Source organism: Microlunatus parietis (assembly GCF_013407955.1).
GTDB lineage: Bacteria > Actinomycetota > Actinomycetes > Propionibacteriales > Propionibacteriaceae > Microlunatus > Microlunatus parietis.
This window is the reverse complement of sequence record NZ_JACCBU010000001.1, coordinates 2,550,625-2,566,124: the sequence shown is the minus strand read 5'-3', so window position 1 is coordinate 2,566,124 and position 15,500 is coordinate 2,550,625. Positions and strand designations below refer to the sequence as shown.

Here is a 15,500-nt window from a genome sequence, read left to right as displayed (position 1 = left end):
CTCAGGCGTCCCCGCCGGGCCACATCAGCGGCCGCAGCTCGACCGTCTCGCCCGGCCCGGAGAACCGCGTGGTGATCTCCTCGGCCCGCTCCTGGCTCTCCACGTCGATCAGGAAGAATCCGGCCAGGTGCTCCTTCGCCTCCGAGTACGGACCGTCGGTGACCAGCGGCTTGCCGTCGGCCCAGCGGAACAGCCGGGAGGTGGCCGGATCACCGAGCGCCTCGCCGGTGACCAGCTCGCCGTTCGTGTTCAGCTCGGTGAGCAGTTGGTCGAAGTCGGCGTTCATGGTGTCCCGCTGCTCGGCGGTCAGCTCCTCGTACTCGGGCAGAAAGTTGGGCGTCGGGTGCCCCCACGGCTGCGGGTTGGAGTGGATCAGGATGACGTACTTCATGGCTTCTCCTCGATGATCGCGGCGCCGGCTGGCGGCCTCTTCGTCTGCGACGTCGGTGCCGGTTCGCCGTCGTCGACATCCTCGACGAGATTCAACAGAAGATTTCCGGCGGCGGCCCAGTTCCGGGCCCCCTCCGCCAGCGGCGCGCCGTTCAGGGTGGCCCGGTTCTCGGCGACGGCCTCCAGCAGTGCGGGTACGGTCCAGCCGAGCTTCACCGCGACCCCGATGATCATGGCCTGCCGGACGGCCGCCGCGTCGAGGATGCCGCCGGCCTGCCGGTAGCCGGTGGCATAACCGTCCACCACCAGGTCGAACAGCTCCGGCAGCACCTCCGGCGCAAGGTGGTGGTCGTAGACCGCCTCGAGCGCCAGGCAGGCGGGATCCAGACCGACCGGGCCGACGCCCGCGTACGCCCAGTCGATCACCACGGTCTCGCCGTCGGCGTCGAACAGGTTGCCGGGATGGAAGTCGAAATGGGTGAGCGTCCGCGGCAGCGCCTCGACCCGGTCCAGCCAGGCCGGCAGCTTCGCCCACAGCGCGTTCATCCGGTCCGGAGCGTCCGGCGCGAACAGCCCAGCGGCCAGGGCCGGCTCCCAGATCCCGGGCCGGGCCAGCGGGTCCCCGTCGGCCCGGTGCAGGGCGACGTGTTCCCGGAGCCAGGTCCGGGACAGTTCTGGTGCCGCGAGCAGGGCGGACTCGGTGAGCGCCCCCTGGGTCCGGCCGAGCTGGGCCGCGACGATCCCGTACCGGTCCGGGTCCCACCGGGCGCCGTACACCCCGGTGAGGTGTTCCAGCCAGAGCGCCACCGTGTCGTCCGGCCGGTCGAAGACGCCGTGGCAGCGGACCGGCCGGATCCCGCCGGGCACGCCGTCCAGCGCCGCCCGGAGCGCGCTGTCGGGGGCGAGCAGGTCGGCCTCGCGCCGCCAGTAGTAGTTGCTCGCCGGGTCCGCACTGGTCGGCCAGCGGGGGTCGCCGGAGGAGCCGCAGTGGATCTGCTTGAGCACCATCGAACCGCCGGGCAGGTCGACCCGCCAGACCCCGACGGTCGCGCCGGTGATCGGTTCGTAGAGCACTTCGGAGGGGTACGCCACGCCGACCATCCTGCAGCCTCGCCCGGCGCACGGATTAACCAGCCTGAAATGACGCCCTAACCGTCACGACACCACGCCCGCTGACGATGGCAGTGACGACGGCAGCGGGCTCGTCGGAGAGGAGGACGGACCATGATGTCCGATTGGACGACCGACCTGGACTGGTCGAAGAGCGCCCTCATCGTGGTGGACCTGCAGAACGACTACTGCCACTGGCAGGGCGCGGAGGTCCTGAACGGTGGCGATGTCACCCGGCGGACGGCGATCCTGCCGGCCGTGCAGCGGCTGATCGACGCCGCGCACCGGGCGTCCACCACGGTGATCTTCATCCGGACCGAGCACGATCACACCACCACCTCGCCGGCCTGGGCGTACCGGCGGAAGGACTACCAGAAGCCGTTCTGCGTCACCGGGACCTGGGGCGCCGAATACTTCGGCGTGGAGCCGGGGCCGGAGGACCTCGAGGTCACCAAGCACCGGTTCAGCGCCTTCGTCGGCACGGATCTGGAGCTGCGGCTCCGGGCGCTCGGCCGGGAGACGTTGATCATCGCCGGAGTGGACACGAACGTCTGCGTCGAGTCGACCATGCGCGACGGCTACATGCACGACTTCTCCTGCGTGCTGGTCACCGACGCCACGGCCGCCGGCACGATGGAGGAGCACGAGGCGTCCTGTGCGACGCTCGGTCGCTACTTCGGCTGGACGGCCAAGACCGCGACCGTGGTGGCGATGCTGGACACCGTCGCTCCCTGGAAGCCCGGTCTGGCGGAGGCTCTGGCCGCCTGCTGAGGTTGCGGATCCGATTCCGGAAGCGGTTCGTCCGGTTGCGGTTCTAGCCTGCCGGGCATGGACACGCATTCGACTCCGACTGCACCACGGACGAGCGCGCCCGGCTTCGTGGCCGGCCGCCCGCCCGAGTGGGACATCGAGATCTTCAAGGCCGGCGACGAGGTCGAGACCGCGCTGGTCACTCTGGAGCGCAATCGTCGTACGTTCGCGTGGAAGTGCTGGGGCGTGGCTGCGGACGGGCTGCAGTTGCGGCTCGGCCGGTCCGCGGTCACGCTCGGCGGACTCCTCAAACACCTGGCGCTCTGCGAGGAACAGAAGTTCCAAGTCGGGCTGGCCGGCGCGGCCCTGCTACCCGAGTTCCGCGGCCTCGACCACGGAGCGACCTGGGAGACCTGGGCCTGGGAGTCAGCGGCGGACGATGAGCCCGAGGCGCTCCGCGACCTCTGGCAGCGAGCGGTGCATCGCTCGCGCGACACGGTCGCCGGTGCCCTCGCGGCGTCGGGCCTGGACGCCGTCGACGGCAACGGGATGAGCCTTCGGCGGCTGATCAGCGACCTGATCGAGGAGTACGCCCGCCACACGGGCCATGCCGACCTGCTGCGCGAAGCCGTCGACGGTGCCACCGGCGAGGACCCGCCGGGCGAGTTCCCCGTTCCCTAGGCAAGGTCATCGCCGGTGGATTTCCGCCGCAACGGCGCCCGCACCTTGATGGCGCCGACCTGAGCCCTCAACGCGAGCGGCTTCCAAACCCTGCGCGTCTCGTCCGGTTCGCATCCGTCCAGGCAGGGTGTCACAAATCTGCAACGCAACTACTGCCCGAAGGTTGTGAAATCGATTGCAAGACCTGTTCCATTGCGGATTTGTGTCACCTGGGCCACTGACCGGCGGAAACTCAAAGGACATCGCGCCCATCCGATCGCGCAGACACGAAAGCAAAGGGTGTGGAGGATCTCGGCGCGCTGCGGGTCACGCCGGATCAACTCCACACCCCTTGCAGCTTCAACTGTACGTGCTCTCGGCAGGGCCGTCAGGCGATACGAGAAATTCGTCGAGGAATTTTCGGGGCCCGTCCCGCAGGGAGGTGCGAGGATCGCCGCATGGCCGAGCCCGCCGCCGCCGAGGCCCCGCAGTTCCTGCCGATCGGGCCGGGACTGCGGCTGCGGCGGTTCGACCCGGACCGGGCGGCGCCCGACCTGCTGGCCGAGCTGCTCACCTGGTATCAGGACCTCGAGACGGTCCGACTGGTCGACGGGCCGGTCGCCGAACCGTACGACGAGGAGCGGCTGCTGCGGATGTTCCGGCATCTTCGTGATCATGGTGAGCTCTATCTGGTCGAGCTGCGGGACGGTATGGAGTGGCGGCCGGTCGGCGACGTGACGCTGCAGACCTGGGCGGTGCCGATCGTGCTGGCTCCCGCGGTGCGCGGCCAGGGGATCGGTCGGACGGTGATCGCGGCCATGATCGAACGGGCTCGGGTGCTGGGCCAGCACGCGGTCGACGTGAGCGACATCTACGACACCAACGTGGCGTCCCGGCGGCTCTTCGAGTCGCTCGGGTTCGTCGCCGGGGAACGGACCGAGCTCGGGCGACGCTACACATTGTTGATCACCTGACCTCGGCGGATTGCCGTACGCAATGGGGGCATTGGCATTTGCCGCCGTCGAACGGTGGGCGAGTCGAACGACCGGTTCCTAGGGTGCTGCCAGGACCACATCCGCGGGCGCGAAGCTGATCAAGGAAGCGGTGGCATGCCAAGGACGTTCGACACGACTGCGCTGCGGCGGCCGGTCGGCGACCCCGAGGTTCGGGCCTATCGCCGGCAGCTGGCGGGGCGCGGAACTGCCACCTGGGGTTCTCCGGTCCCGACGCGCCGGATCCTGGCCTGGGTCGCAGTGGTCGTGGGCCTGCCGGTGGCCGGCGGGCAGGTGGCGGTGAACAGGTTCGGAGCGCCGTTCGAGGGTGCAGCCGCCGTCAGCGTGCTGATCTTCCTGGTGGGGTTGGTCGGCGGATTGGTCGTGCTCCACGCCTCCGGCACGGTCGGCCTCGAGCCGTGGCGGGAGCAGTTGCGGTGTCGGGAGTTCGCCGCGGCGAACGAACTCGAGTGCGCGGCCCGGACCGATGCCGCGAACTATCCCGGCATCGTCTTCAAGGCCGGCTACCGTCGGCTGACGGAGCAGCGGATCTGGTCCACGTCCGGTCCGTACTTCGAAGTGGGACTTCATCGCTATGAGTCCGGGCATGATCAGCAGGAACAGCAGTACGAGTGGCGCTATCTCGCGTTCCCGCTGCCCGGCGTGCTGCCGTACCTGATGTTGAATGCGCGGCTCGACGAGACGCTCCCCGGAGATCTCGGCGAGTTCGGCGCGGCGGACCGCATCCAGACCCTCGACGGGGTGATGGACGAGCACTTCACGCTCTACTGCCGGCCGGAGGACCGGTTCGACGCGTTCTACGTCTTCACGCCGGACGTGATGGCACTGCTGATCGATCATGCGCGCGACCTCGACGTCGAGGTGGCGGCCGACTGGCTGTTCTTCTACTCCAGGTTCCGCCTGCAGGTCTCGGATCCCGACACGTGGGCCCGGGTCGCCGTCCTGGAGGAGAAGGTCGTGCCGTTGATCAGCGCCCGCTCCCGCAGCCACCGGAGTCGGGACGTGAAGTGATCATGGTGATGCGTCCGATGATCATGGCGCTCGCTGCGATCCTGGCGCTGACCGGCTGCGTCGCGGCGCGACCGTCCACCCCCGGATCGAAGACGCCTGCTGTGACAGCGGAGACGCCGGCTCCAGTCCACTACCAGGGGCCGGGGCAGCCGTGGCTCGAATTGACCGAGGCCTGGCAGACCGACGCCCAGCCCTTGATCAACATCGGTCGCGCCGAGCTGGTTGCGGACTCGTTGGTGATCACCGGCTGGGGCAGCGGTCCGGCCGAGCAGGACTCGGTCGTGCTCGACGCCGGCCGGGGCTCGGTCCGCTGGCAGGCCAGCCAGCTGCCCCGGGAGTTCGCGCTCGGGCCGAAGGCCCGGTCCAAGGCCCGGCTGAGCAACCTCGCGGGCTGGGCGGTCGAGCGCGGGGACGACGGCATGCTGATCCTCCCGTACCACCTCGGGCCGTGCCGGGACGGCGGCTTCGAGTGCCCGACGACGGAGTTGAAGCCGTACCGCGAACACGGTCTGGTCGGGTTCTCGCTGGCCGACCGGCGGCAGGTCTGGCACACCGCACCGGTCCGCAGCGCCAAGCCGCGCGCCGACCGGCCGCAGACCTCGGGATTCCAGACGTACGAGGTCGTCGGCGCCACCTCGTCCGCCGTACTGGCCACCCTCGGTGCGGCCGGGAACTACTTCACCGACCTGGAGTGGGATGCGGCCGAACGGCAGCCGAAGACGATCGCGTACGACCCGACGACGGGCCGGGAACTGTGGCGCCGCAAGGGATTCGTGGCCGAGGAGATTCTCGTCGACGACGTTGCGCTCGGTCTGGAACGGTCGCTGCGCCCGGGCGCGACCGGCGGAGTTCCGGCCCGGATCGACGCCGTGGCCGGGACCAGGCTCTGGTCGATGCCGGCCGAGACCAGCGTCAACTGGTCCAGCGTCAGCCGGCACGGAGCGATCGTCACCGAAACCGCCTCGGCCGCGGCAGGACAATTCCTGGTCCGGGCTCACGGCGAAGCGCAGCCGTTGCCGACGGTCTCCTCGGACGGACCCGGCTGGATCATGCCGGGCCGCCGGGGCCCGCTGGCCTGGCGGGTGGTGCCGCGGTCGAGTCCCGGCGGCTCGTCGGAGGGCCCCTTACTGCACGCGATCGGCCAGGACGGCAGGCTCACCCTCGGCGCCACGACGCTGCCGCACGATGCCGTCTCGGCCACACTGGGCTGGTCCGGCTACGTGTGGGTGCGGCTGGCCTCCGGCCGGGTGCAGGCCTTCGACCGGACCGGACGGCCGCGGTCTCCCGAGTTCAGCGGCGACATCCGGCTCGTGGATTCCGACCGGCTGCTGGTCACCCGGCCGGACTCGAGCCGGCTCCGGCTGCTCGAGCTGGACTGAGGCTGCTCAGCAGATGCTGTCGTTCGGCTTCGGATTGCCCAGGCCGAACAGGGGGCGGAGCTTCAGGCCGACCCAGGTGCCGCCGAGCGCGAAGGCGGCCCAGAGCCAGCCGTGCAGGCTACCCCGGCTGATCCCGCCGAGATAGGCGCCGATGTTACAGCCGCCGGCCAGCCGGGCGCCGATGCCCATCAGAATGCCACCGAGCAGGGCGGCGACGGCGGTCCGCCAGGGGATCCTGGTGTGCAGCTTCCAGGCACCGGCCGCGGCGGCGGCGATCCCGGCGCCGATCATGATCCCGACATCGGTCAGCGTGGTCTTGTCCTGCCACGCCGACGCGGCGAGCGCCTTCGCGTTGGCCGGCAGCTGCCAGAAGGCCCACAGTTCCGGCTGGAAACCCAACAGTTGCAGGAACTTCGCGCCCCAGAGCCCGAACGCGTACGTGACACCCCAGGTGCCGCCGGAGACCAGGAAGACCGCACCGGCCAACACACCGAGGACCACGGCACCGACCAGGATCGGCCAGGAGCCGCGGACGATCCGGCTCAGCCCCCGCGCCGTCGGGACCACATCGGTCGGCGGCGGGTTCCGGCGGCGCTGAACGACCCGGGTCACCCCGACGATGATCACCAGGGCCGCGATGGTGATCGCCCAGGCGCCGAACCAGCCGACATGATCAGCAAGGGCGACGCCGGGCACCTGCGGCCAGCCGGTGAACGCCGGGTAGCCGGCGGTGTAGATCACCGAACCGGCGATGAAGCCGAGCAGCGTGATCACGATCGAGGTCTGCCCGGACCCGACCGCGAACAGGGTGCCGGAGGCGCAGGCGCCGCCGAGCTGCATGCCGATCGCGAACACCGCCGCACCGAGGAACAACGGCAGGCCGATCTGGCCCGGGTTGGTGTTCGGCGTGCTGCCGAACAGCGTCGAGCCGGTCGCGGCGATCAACATCACCAGGGTCGCCGCGGTGCCGAGCAGCAGGGCGTGCGCCCGCAGCCCCTGCCCGTTGCCGACTGCGATCAGCTGCCGCCAGGCCGAAGTGAAGCCGAACCGGGAGTGGAACAGGGCGAAGCCGAGCCCGACCCCGATGATCAACAGCAGCCCCTGCGGCAGCCCGTGCACCGCCGTCACGTACGAGGACAGGGCGACCGCGAGGACGCCGAAGATCACCAGCGGCAGCCGGCGGACCGGTTGTTGCGGTTCGGGTACGGGAGCAGCGCAGGAGGTGGCCGCCGGCGTGATCACCGAGCGCAGCCGGGGCAGTTCGAGGGACGAGGTCATCGGGATCGCATTTCCTAGCACTGTGAGGGGAATTGCCGGTATGACAGTAGGCGAAACGATGCCGGTGAATCCGGTCTCTCGGAGGGTGAGACGTGCCGGGGGTTGACCGGATGACACCCGGCAGAACGACGACGTGAGCGACCGGATCGCGGGCGACCCCTGAGTTACCGTTACGCGGTGAGAGTCGGGTTCTATGTCGACGGGTTCAACCTCTACTACGGAGCGGCGGCCCAGCTCGGCAGTGTCTCCGGGTGGAAATGGCTCGATCTTCGTGCCCTGGCCACGCGATACGCATCCTGGCACGGGGCAGTCGTGCATCGGGTCGTCTATTGCACCGCCCGGGTGAACGACCCGAGCGATCCGGGCCAGACTCAGCGGCAGGATTTCTACCTGGAAGCTCTTCGTCGTAGCGGGTCTGTCGACATCATCGAAGAGGGCTACTACTCGTCGTGGGCCAAGGAATCGGTGATGACCATCGAGCCCGCCGGCACGAGGGGCCCGACGGTGATGCTGGATCCACAGGGTCTGTTCTCCTGGTCGCCCGGACTCCCTATTCGCCGCAACGGCCGTGGTGTCCTGTTCGCCACCGTCCGGAAGCGCGAGGAGAAGGGCTCCGACGTCAATGTGGCGACCCATCTCCTCTCCGACGTGCTGCAGGGCCACGTGGATGCCGCGATCATTGTGTCCAACGACTCGGATCTCGGCCTGCCGATTCGGATTGCCCGCGAGCACGTCCCGACCGGCGTCATCAACCCCGGCGTGAAGCCCTTGGCCGGAGCGCTGAAGGGCCAGGCGACCGATGGCGTCGGCAGGCACTGGTGGAGGCGACTGGACCCCCTTGACCTTCACCAGAGCCAGCTCCCCGATCCGATCTCTGGGATCTCGAAGCCGTCAACCTGGTAATGGTCAATCCGCCACGATGGACGTGCTAGTCTTTGGATCATCAACCCGCCTCTCCACGTGAGGGCGGGTCTTTCTTTTGCGGTGACTTCCTCATCGGATCCATCCCACCTCACCACGCTCGGTGAGGTGCGTCGACCAGGGCCCGGAACGGGCTTCGCACGGCTGGAGACAGCAAGTTAGCCTTCCGGGGTGGACTACCCGGAGACGCGCCGCGACGACCTGATCGAAACCCTGCACGGACGGCCGATCGCCGACCCGTACCGCTGGCTGGAGGACCCTGATTCGGCCGAGACGGTCGACTGGGTGGCCCGGCAGAACGAGGTCACCGAGGCGTTCCTGAGCGGGCTGCCCGGCCGGGACTGGTTCCGCACCACGATGAGCCGGATCCTGGAGCGGCCGCGGGCCGGAACGCCGGCGAAGCGCGCCGGCCACTACCTGGTCGGCCGCAACGACGGCACCCAGAACCAGGACGTGATCTTCGTCGCCGACTCGCTGCCCGAGTTGCTCGAGGGCGGCCGGGTGATCATGGACCCGAACCTGCTGGCGGCCGACGGCACCACCGCGGTGACCGGCTACACGGTGTCACCGGACGGCTCCATGATCGGTTTCGCGATCAGCGAGGGCGGCAGCGACTGGCGGACCTTCCTGCTCCGCGACCTGGCCACCGGAGAGAACGTCGCGGACGACGTACGGCAGGCGAAGTTCAGCGTGCCGGAGTGGCTGCCGGACAGCCGTTCCTATCTGTACGTGCACTTCCCGGCCGGCGGCAAGTCCGAGGGCACCGAGACCGCGGCCCAGGGCGGCGGACAGCTGAAGCTGCACCGGGTCGGCACCCCGCAGGACCAAGATCAACTGATGCTGGAGTTCCCGGACAATGATCAACTGCTGTTCTGGGTGGAGACCTCCCACGACGACCGCTATCTGATCATGCACCTGGTGCAGGGGACCGAGAACCGGAACCGGCTCTGGGTCTATCCGATCACCGACACCGACGGCGTCAGCGGACTCGGCGAGCCGATCAAGCTGATCGACCGGCCGGACGCGATGTTCGCCTTCGTCCGGGTCGACGGCGACGCGATCGTCCTGCACACCGACCTGGACGCGCCCCGCGGGCGGGTGGTCCGCTGCCCGATCGCCTCCCCGGAGACCGAGGCGCTGCCGGAGTTCACCGAGGTGGTGCCGGAGCGCGACACGACCCTGTCCACGGTCGTCGCGGCCGGGGACGGGCTGCTGGTCGAGGTGCTCGAGGATGCCCAGCCGGTGGTGCTCCGGTTCGGCCTCGACGGCACCGAGCTCGGTGCGCTGGACCTGGCCGGCGGTGCGCTGAACGCGCTGAACGGCAAGGCCGGCGAACGCGAGGCGTTCGCCGGGCTGTCCACGGTCGTCTCGCCGAACCGGGCGTACACGATCGACACCGAGACCGGCGCCACCGAACCGCTGGACGGCCTGGTGATCAACACCGGCGAGACCTGGACACCGCCCGAGTTCACGGTCAGCCGGTATCGTGCGGTCAGCGCGGACGGCACCGAGGTGCCGTACTTCCTGATCACTTCCGATCATGAGACCGACGGCCCGCGGCCTACCCTGCTCTACGGCTACGGCGGCTTCAAGATCCCGATCTTCGCCTCCTACCGGGCGATCTGGCCGGCCTGGCTGGCCGCCGGCGGCGTGCTGGCCATCGCCAACCTGCGCGGCGGCGGCGAGTTCGGCACCGACTGGTACGACGCCGGCCGGCTGGACGCGAAGCAGAACGTGTTCGACGACTTCATCGCGGTCGGCGAGGACTTGATCAAGACCGGAGTGACCGCCAGTGATCGGCTGGCGCTGCACGGCGGCAGCAACGGCGGCCTGCTGGTCGGCGCCGTGCTGACCCAGCGGCCGGACCTGGCCGCCGCCGCGCTGCCGGCCGTCGGCGTGTTGGACCTACTCCGCTTCCACAAGTTCACTGTCGGGGCCGCCTGGGTCTCCGACTACGGCAACCCGGACGACCCGGACGACTTCGCCACCGCGCTGGCGTACTCGCCGCTGCACAACGTGCGGCCCGGCACCAGCTATCCGGCGACGCTGGTGATCACCGGTGATCATGACGACCGGGTGGTGCCGCTGCACAGCCACAAGTTCACCGCGACGCTGCAGCGGGCCCAGGCCGGCGAGGCCCCGATCCTCACCCGGATCGAGACCAACGCCGGCCACGGCATGGGCAAGCCGACCGCCAAGATCGCGGAGGAGAGCGCCGACCTGCTGGCCTTCGCCGCTCACTTCACCGGGCTGACTCCTTGATCTTGGCCATCAGCTCGACGTAGTGCGGGTTGTACATGACACCGAGCACGTTGCCGAACGGATCGACGACGGACGCGGTGTTGAAGCCCGACTCCCGCTTGGTCAGCGGGTCGTGCAGGGTGGCGCCGTGATCGAGCAGCCGCTGCAGGGTGCCCTCGAGATCGTCGACGTGCCAGAAGACGACGGCGCCGCCCGGGTGCTGCTGCGGCACGCGCGGGGCGTAGCGGCGGTCGATCAGGCCCAGCTCGTCCTCATGATCACCGAGCCGGAACTCGATGTAGGCGGCCTGCTGGGGCGGGTGCGGGAAGCGGTAGTAGGGCTCGACGCCGGTCAGCTCGGCGTACCAGCGGGCGGCCTCCTCGATGTCGTCGGCATAGAAGGAGACGGTGGCGAAGCCACGGAGGGTGACGGTGTTCTGGTTCATGACTCCAGTCCAGCGGTCAAAGTGCTCACCAACCGAGCACTTTCCAAGGAGTATCTAGAGTGGTTCCGTGACGACGTGGTACGAGGAGCCGGCGATCATGATCAACGGAGGCGGGCTGACCATGATCATCGTGCCCGGGCGCGGCGGCAAGATCGTGTCGCTCCGCGACCGGGACGGCGTGGAGTGGCTGCTCGGCCCGCCGGACCCGCTGCCGCCGCCGGCCCGGCCGGGAGACAGCTTCGAGGCCGCCGAGATGTGCGGCTGGGACGAGTGCGCGCCGACGATCGACGCCGGCCGGCTGGCCGACGGCACCGAGCTTCCCGATCATGGTGACCTCTGGACCGCGACCTGGTCGGTGAGTGGCGACGGGAGGACGATGGAGGCCGCGGGATCCGTGCTGCCGTACGGATTCCGCCGGGAGGTGCGGTCTACCGCGACCGGACTGGAGCTGCGCTACCGGGTCACCGCCGAACGCGAGCTGCCGTTCCTCTGGGCCGCCCATCCGCAGTTCCTGGCACCGCCCGGGACCATGATCGAACTGCCGGCCGGGATCGACCGGGTGATCGACGTCTATCCGGAAGCCGGGCCGGAGCGTCCCTGGACCTCAGCGGCGGCCATGATCGACTCCGTGCCGCCGGGCACCGGGCGCAAGGTCTACCTGCCGCCGGACCAGACGGTCGGCGCCGTGAGCCTGCGCCGGCCGGACGGGCGGGTGCTCCGGCTGTCCTGGGATCCGGCCGTGCTGCCGTACCTCGGGCTCTGGTACGACCGGCACGCCGTGGCGCGCGCCGACGTGATCGCGCCGGAGCCCTGCACCGGCTTCTACGACTCGCTCGCCGCCGCGGTCGAGCGCGGCCGGGTGGCCACGGTGGCCCCGGACCGGCCGCTGGTGTGGAGCCTTGCCGTCGAGGTCGAGCAGGGCTGAGCCGAATCAGTCGCAGGAGAGGTGCAGCAGCTCCCAGACGTGACCGTCCGGGTCGGCGAAGCTGCGGCCGTACACCCCGTCGGAGTCGACCTTGTCCCGCCACGGCCGGCCGCCGCCGGTGACGGCCCGGACCGCGATCCGGTCCACCTCGTCACGGCTGGTCGCGGACAGGCAGTTCAGCACCTGGGTGGTCCGTCGCGGATCGGCGACCTCGCCGACGACGAACTCGGCGAACCGGTCCCGGACCAGCAGCATCACGCAGATCCTCGGCGAGACCACGACACAGGCGCTGCGGTCGTCGCTGAACCGCGGATCGATGCCGAAGCCGAGTCCCGTGTAGAAGGCGCGGGAGCGCGCCAGGTCGGCCACGGGAAGGTTGATGAAGATCAACCGGTCGGTCGGCGGGCCCTCCGCAACGGATGTCATACCAGGACTGACTTCCGCTCGGCCGGGAATTCGTCGGTGCCAGCAGGTACGTTTTGCGCCATGACCACGACTGCCTCCGAAACGTTCGACGAGACCTTCCGGGAACAGGTCGAGCCGCTGCGCCGGGAGATCATGGCGCACTGCTACCGGATGATGGGCTCGGTGCACGATGCCGAGGACCTGGTGCAGGAGGCTTACATCCGCGCCTGGCGGGCGTTCCGGGGCTTCGAAGGGCGCTCGTCGGTGCGCACCTGGATGTATCAGATCGCCACCAACGTCTGCCTGACCGCGCTGGAGAGCAAGAAGCGCCGGCCGCTGCCGACCGGGCTCGGCCAGCCCAACGCCGACCCGAACGCGGCGCTGGACCAGCGGACCGAGGTGCCCTGGCTGGAGCCGATGCCGGACGACCTGGTCTGGGGCGGTGCCGGCGTCGACCCGTCCGACGACGTCATCTCGCGCGACTCGGTCCGGCTCGCCTTCGTCGCCGCACTGCAGCACCTGAACCCGCAGCAGCGGGCGGTGCTGATCCTGCGCGACGTGCTCGCCTGGCAGGCCAGCGAGGTCGCCGAGCTGCTCGAGCTGACCACGGCCGGCGTCAATTCCACCCTGCAGCGGGCTCGCGCCAATATGGCCAAGCTCGACCCGGAGGCCAAGCCCGAGCTGCCGGACGACGAGCGGCGCCGCACCCTGCTGAAGGACTACGTCGCGGCGTTCGAGAACTACGACGTGGCCAAGATCGTGTCCCTGCTCAGCCAGGACGCGGTGTGGGAGATGCCGCCGTTCCTCGGTTGGTACCAGGGCGCCGCCGACATCGGCACCTTGATCAAGAACTACTGCCCGGCCGACGGGCCGGAGTCGCAGCGGCTGCTCGCCACCTGGGCCAACGGGCAGCCGGCCTTCGGCCTCTACATGCGCGACGACGAGGGCGTCCACCGGCCGTTCCAGATGCACCAGCTGACGATCACCGAGGAGGGCGTCAGCCACGTCGTCTGCTACTTCGACACCGACCTGTTCGCGACGTTCGGCCTGCCCGAGGTGTGGACACCGGAGGCGGCGGCCGCCTCCTGACCAGGGCTTGCGCCGGCGCGGGCCGGGCCCCATCATGATCAACGTGCTGACCCCCACGACGAATCTGAGGAGGGTGATCACTGCTGGTCTCGGGGGAGATCGCTCCGGCCTGCCACGGGCGCGCCGGTCCGTGCTGATCGGCTCGATCGGTGCCGCCCTGCTGATGGCCGGCTGTGCCGCCCGGCCGGCCGGACCGCGACCGCTGACCATGGCCGAGGCGGAACGCTTCGCCGTGGTCCGATTCAACAACTACGACCGGCGCTACGTCCCGTTCACGCTGCGGTTGACGGTGCGCGGCCAACCGTTCTTCCTCACCGGCCGGGTCGATTTCCGTGATCAGCTCGGCTACGCCAACTTCCTCTCCGACGGCAGGCCGCCGCGGAACTTCCTGCTGCAGTGGACCATGCGGCAGAAGGCGTCCCTGCAGGTGACCGGCGGCGCGCTGCCGATGCGGCCGCCGGCCGGGCCGTGGCGGGTCGAGCCGACGGATCCGGAGCGGTCCGGCCTCGACGCCGCCCTGGCGCTACTGCTCAGCCTGGCGGACGACCGCCCGGAGAACGCGTTGCTGCTGCGCCAGAACGGTGCCCAGTGGGTCGGCGAGGACAACGTCGACGGCGTCCGGGTGGACCGCATCACCGGGCCCGGCACCGACAACCGGCCGAGCGATCGGCTGACGTACCTGGTCGACGACCTGGGCCGGCTGCACCGGCTGGTCGCCAAGGTCGCCACCGACCCGGACCCGGTGGTGATCAACGTGTCGCCCGACCCGGCGACGAGGATCTCCGTGATCTCGCAGTTGACCGACTGACGGTGGGTGCCGGGGCCGGCAACCGACCGGACCCTGAGCCCCACGAGCCATTCCGCGAACCGGCTCTGACGCCGTAGACTGGCAGCGAAGCTACGGGCAGTAGCTCGTGGAAGTGGGCCCCGCAACCGGCCGGAACGACCGGTAGGCGGGGCCTTGCGCTACTCAGAACCGGATCGTGGTCGGGTACTCCGTGATCCGCTCGCCCCACGTTCCGCCCTTCGCCCGCGCTCGCAGGTCGATGCTGTCGAACGCGTCAGGATCTTGCTTCGGCGGGAGTTGCTCTCGTCCTTGAAGTGCAGGCGCCGCTGCCGTCTGTCGAGTAGTCCCTTGACGGTGCGCCGCGCCGAAGCGACATCCGTCGTCGGCAGGACGGTTGCGGCGACCAGGTAATCGCCGGCGAATGACTCGTCGACATAGAGCCGTCAGGTACGGGGGCGGATGCCGGACAGGACGATGTCGAGCTGGGCCTCGACGTCGACGCCGCCGGGGACCTGCTCGTCGACCATGCCGATGCCGCTGAGCAGCTGGGACACCATCCGGAAGCTGATCTCGGGCCGGACCAGGCCGGCTTCCTTGGCCCGGTCGAGGACCCCCTCGGCGGCCTCGCCGAGCACCGTCTTGCAGGAGAACAGCACCGACTTGTCGTCGTCGTCCGCGTCGGCCAGCAAGCGGGCGTGCAGGCCGCGGAAGAACGACTTGTGCCGGTAGTGGTTGCGGGCCCACTCGTGCAGCGCCCGCTCCGGGTCCTCGTCGGCCAGCCGAACCAGCCGCTCGCCATCGGCCCGGACGTCTTCCTGCCAGTCCTCGAGCACCGCCCGGTACAGGTGGTCCCGGGTCGGGAAGTGCCGGTACAGGGTGCCGGGGCCGACGCCGGCGCGCTTGGCGATGTCGTCCAGGGAGGCCTCCGCGCCACGCTCGCCGAACGCCTGCCGGGCCACGGCGACCAGCGCGTCGTAGTTGCGCTGCGCGTCGGCGCGCAGCTTGCGCGGCTTCGTGGCGGCGGCGGTCTGGTCGGTCACGTCAGCAATCCCTCTTGCAAACCGGAGGCTCCCTCCGTAATATAACCGGAGGCAGT

The 15,500-nt window shown here is 69.8% G+C and carries 16 protein-coding genes; 10 read left to right on the top strand and 6 right to left on the bottom strand.

Features of this window, described 5'->3' with window-relative positions:
* Position 1 precedes the first annotated feature (1 nt).
* The gene (locus BKA15_RS12210) at positions 2–391 is read right to left on the bottom strand and encodes a YciI family protein (protein WP_179751115.1); all 390 of its coding nucleotides are present in this window, start codon (positions 389–391) and stop codon (positions 2–4) included.
* Positions 388–1,482 carry an aminoglycoside phosphotransferase family protein gene (locus BKA15_RS12205; RefSeq protein ID WP_179751113.1) on the bottom strand — a complete coding sequence of 365 codons (1,095 nt, stop codon included), beginning with the start codon at positions 1,480–1,482 and terminating at the stop codon, positions 388–390. Before BKA15_RS12205 ends, BKA15_RS12210 begins: the two co-directional genes overlap by 4 nt.
* 132 nt (positions 1,483–1,614) lie before the next feature.
* On the opposite strand from BKA15_RS12205, the gene BKA15_RS12200 reads away from it, so the two are divergent.
* The 5 genes from BKA15_RS12200 (at position 1,615) to BKA15_RS12180 (ending at position 6,313) form a co-directional block, all read left to right on the top strand.
* Positions 1,615–2,271, top strand: a complete 657-nt coding sequence (locus BKA15_RS12200) for a cysteine hydrolase family protein (protein WP_179751111.1) — start codon at positions 1,615–1,617, stop codon at positions 2,269–2,271.
* Between the two features lie 57 nt (positions 2,272–2,328).
* The gene (locus BKA15_RS12195; RefSeq protein WP_179751110.1) at positions 2,329–2,931 is read left to right on the top strand and encodes a mycothiol transferase; all 603 of its coding nucleotides are present in this window, start codon (positions 2,329–2,331) and stop codon (positions 2,929–2,931) included.
* 437 nt (positions 2,932–3,368) lie between these two features.
* Positions 3,369–3,884 carry a GNAT family N-acetyltransferase gene (locus BKA15_RS12190; protein WP_179751108.1) on the top strand — a complete coding sequence of 172 codons (516 nt, stop codon included), beginning with the start codon at positions 3,369–3,371 and terminating at the stop codon, positions 3,882–3,884.
* A 135-nt stretch (positions 3,885–4,019) separates the two neighbouring features.
* A complete protein-coding gene (locus BKA15_RS12185; RefSeq protein WP_179751106.1) occupies positions 4,020–4,934 on the top strand; it encodes a hypothetical protein in 915 nt (304 codons plus the stop codon).
* Positions 4,935–4,936: 2 nt separating this feature from the next.
* Positions 4,937–6,313, top strand: a complete 1,377-nt coding sequence (locus BKA15_RS12180) for a hypothetical protein (RefSeq protein ID WP_179751104.1) — start codon at positions 4,937–4,939, stop codon at positions 6,311–6,313.
* A 6-nt stretch (positions 6,314–6,319) separates the two neighbouring features.
* Here the strand turns inward: BKA15_RS12180 and BKA15_RS12175 are convergent, their stop codons facing one another.
* Positions 6,320–7,591 carry a YeeE/YedE family protein gene (locus BKA15_RS12175; RefSeq protein WP_179751102.1) on the bottom strand — a complete coding sequence of 424 codons (1,272 nt, stop codon included), beginning with the start codon at positions 7,589–7,591 and terminating at the stop codon, positions 6,320–6,322.
* Positions 7,592–7,768: 177 nt separating this feature from the next.
* Between BKA15_RS12175 and BKA15_RS12170 the strand changes: the two genes are divergently transcribed.
* Both BKA15_RS12170 and BKA15_RS36840 read left to right on the top strand, forming a co-directional pair.
* A complete protein-coding gene (locus BKA15_RS12170) occupies positions 7,769–8,494 on the top strand; it encodes an NYN domain-containing protein (RefSeq protein WP_179751100.1) in 726 nt (241 codons plus the stop codon).
* Between the two features lie 189 nt (positions 8,495–8,683).
* A complete protein-coding gene (locus BKA15_RS36840) occupies positions 8,684–10,774 on the top strand; it encodes a prolyl oligopeptidase family serine peptidase (RefSeq protein WP_179751098.1) in 2,091 nt (696 codons plus the stop codon).
* Here BKA15_RS36840 and BKA15_RS12160 read toward each other — a convergent pair.
* Positions 10,755–11,198 (bottom strand): VOC family protein, encoded by a 444-nt coding sequence (locus BKA15_RS12160; protein ID WP_179751096.1) that lies wholly within the window; start codon positions 11,196–11,198, stop codon positions 10,755–10,757. The genes BKA15_RS36840 and BKA15_RS12160 overlap by 20 nt on opposite strands.
* A gap of 67 nt (positions 11,199–11,265) precedes the next feature.
* On the opposite strand from BKA15_RS12160, the gene BKA15_RS12155 reads away from it, so the two are divergent.
* Complete coding sequence (locus tag BKA15_RS12155) at positions 11,266–12,123, top strand: aldose epimerase family protein (RefSeq protein WP_179751094.1); 858 nt, start codon at positions 11,266–11,268, stop codon at positions 12,121–12,123.
* Positions 12,124–12,129: 6 nt separating this feature from the next.
* On the opposite strand, the gene BKA15_RS12150 is transcribed toward BKA15_RS12155, so the two are convergent.
* Positions 12,130–12,549: a VOC family protein gene (locus BKA15_RS12150; RefSeq protein ID WP_179751092.1), complete on the bottom strand. Its 420-nt coding sequence runs from the start codon at positions 12,547–12,549 to the stop codon at positions 12,130–12,132.
* 60 nt (positions 12,550–12,609) lie between these two features.
* Here BKA15_RS12150 and BKA15_RS12145 point away from each other — a divergent pair, with 60 nt between their 5' ends.
* Entirely contained in the window at positions 12,610–13,617 is a 1,008-nt protein-coding gene (locus BKA15_RS12145; RefSeq protein ID WP_179751091.1) for a sigma-70 family RNA polymerase sigma factor, read from the top strand.
* A 73-nt stretch (positions 13,618–13,690) separates the two neighbouring features.
* Entirely contained in the window at positions 13,691–14,425 is a 735-nt protein-coding gene (locus BKA15_RS12140) for a hypothetical protein (RefSeq protein WP_179751089.1), read from the top strand.
* A 422-nt stretch (positions 14,426–14,847) separates the two neighbouring features.
* Here BKA15_RS12140 and BKA15_RS12135 read toward each other — a convergent pair whose 3' ends face one another.
* A complete protein-coding gene (locus BKA15_RS12135) occupies positions 14,848–15,444 on the bottom strand; it encodes a TetR/AcrR family transcriptional regulator (RefSeq protein ID WP_312878974.1) in 597 nt (198 codons plus the stop codon).
* Positions 15,445–15,500 lie beyond the last annotated feature (56 nt).

Bases quoted from the DNA above. Each gene is read 5' to 3' on its own strand.
- BKA15_RS12175 (WP_179751102.1), bottom strand. From the start codon at position 7,591: ATGACCTCGTCCCTCGAACTGCCCCGGCTGCGCTCGGTGATCACGCCG.
- BKA15_RS12190 (WP_179751108.1), top strand. From the start codon at position 3,369: ATGGCCGAGCCCGCCGCCGCCGAGGCCCCGCAGTTCCTGCCGATCGGG.
- BKA15_RS12150 (WP_179751092.1), bottom strand. From the start codon at position 12,549: ATGACATCCGTTGCGGAGGGCCCGCCGACCGACCGGTTGATCTTCATC.
- BKA15_RS12180 (WP_179751104.1), top strand. From the start codon at position 4,937: ATGGTGATGCGTCCGATGATCATGGCGCTCGCTGCGATCCTGGCGCTG.
- BKA15_RS12145 (WP_179751091.1), top strand. From the start codon at position 12,610: ATGACCACGACTGCCTCCGAAACGTTCGACGAGACCTTCCGGGAACAG.
- BKA15_RS12200 (WP_179751111.1), top strand. From the start codon at position 1,615: ATGATGTCCGATTGGACGACCGACCTGGACTGGTCGAAGAGCGCCCTC.
- BKA15_RS12185 (WP_179751106.1), top strand. From the start codon at position 4,020: ATGCCAAGGACGTTCGACACGACTGCGCTGCGGCGGCCGGTCGGCGAC.
- BKA15_RS12195 (WP_179751110.1), top strand. From the start codon at position 2,329: ATGGACACGCATTCGACTCCGACTGCACCACGGACGAGCGCGCCCGGC.
- BKA15_RS12160 (WP_179751096.1), bottom strand. From the start codon at position 11,198: ATGAACCAGAACACCGTCACCCTCCGTGGCTTCGCCACCGTCTCCTTC.
- BKA15_RS12210 (WP_179751115.1), bottom strand. From the start codon at position 391: ATGAAGTACGTCATCCTGATCCACTCCAACCCGCAGCCGTGGGGGCAC.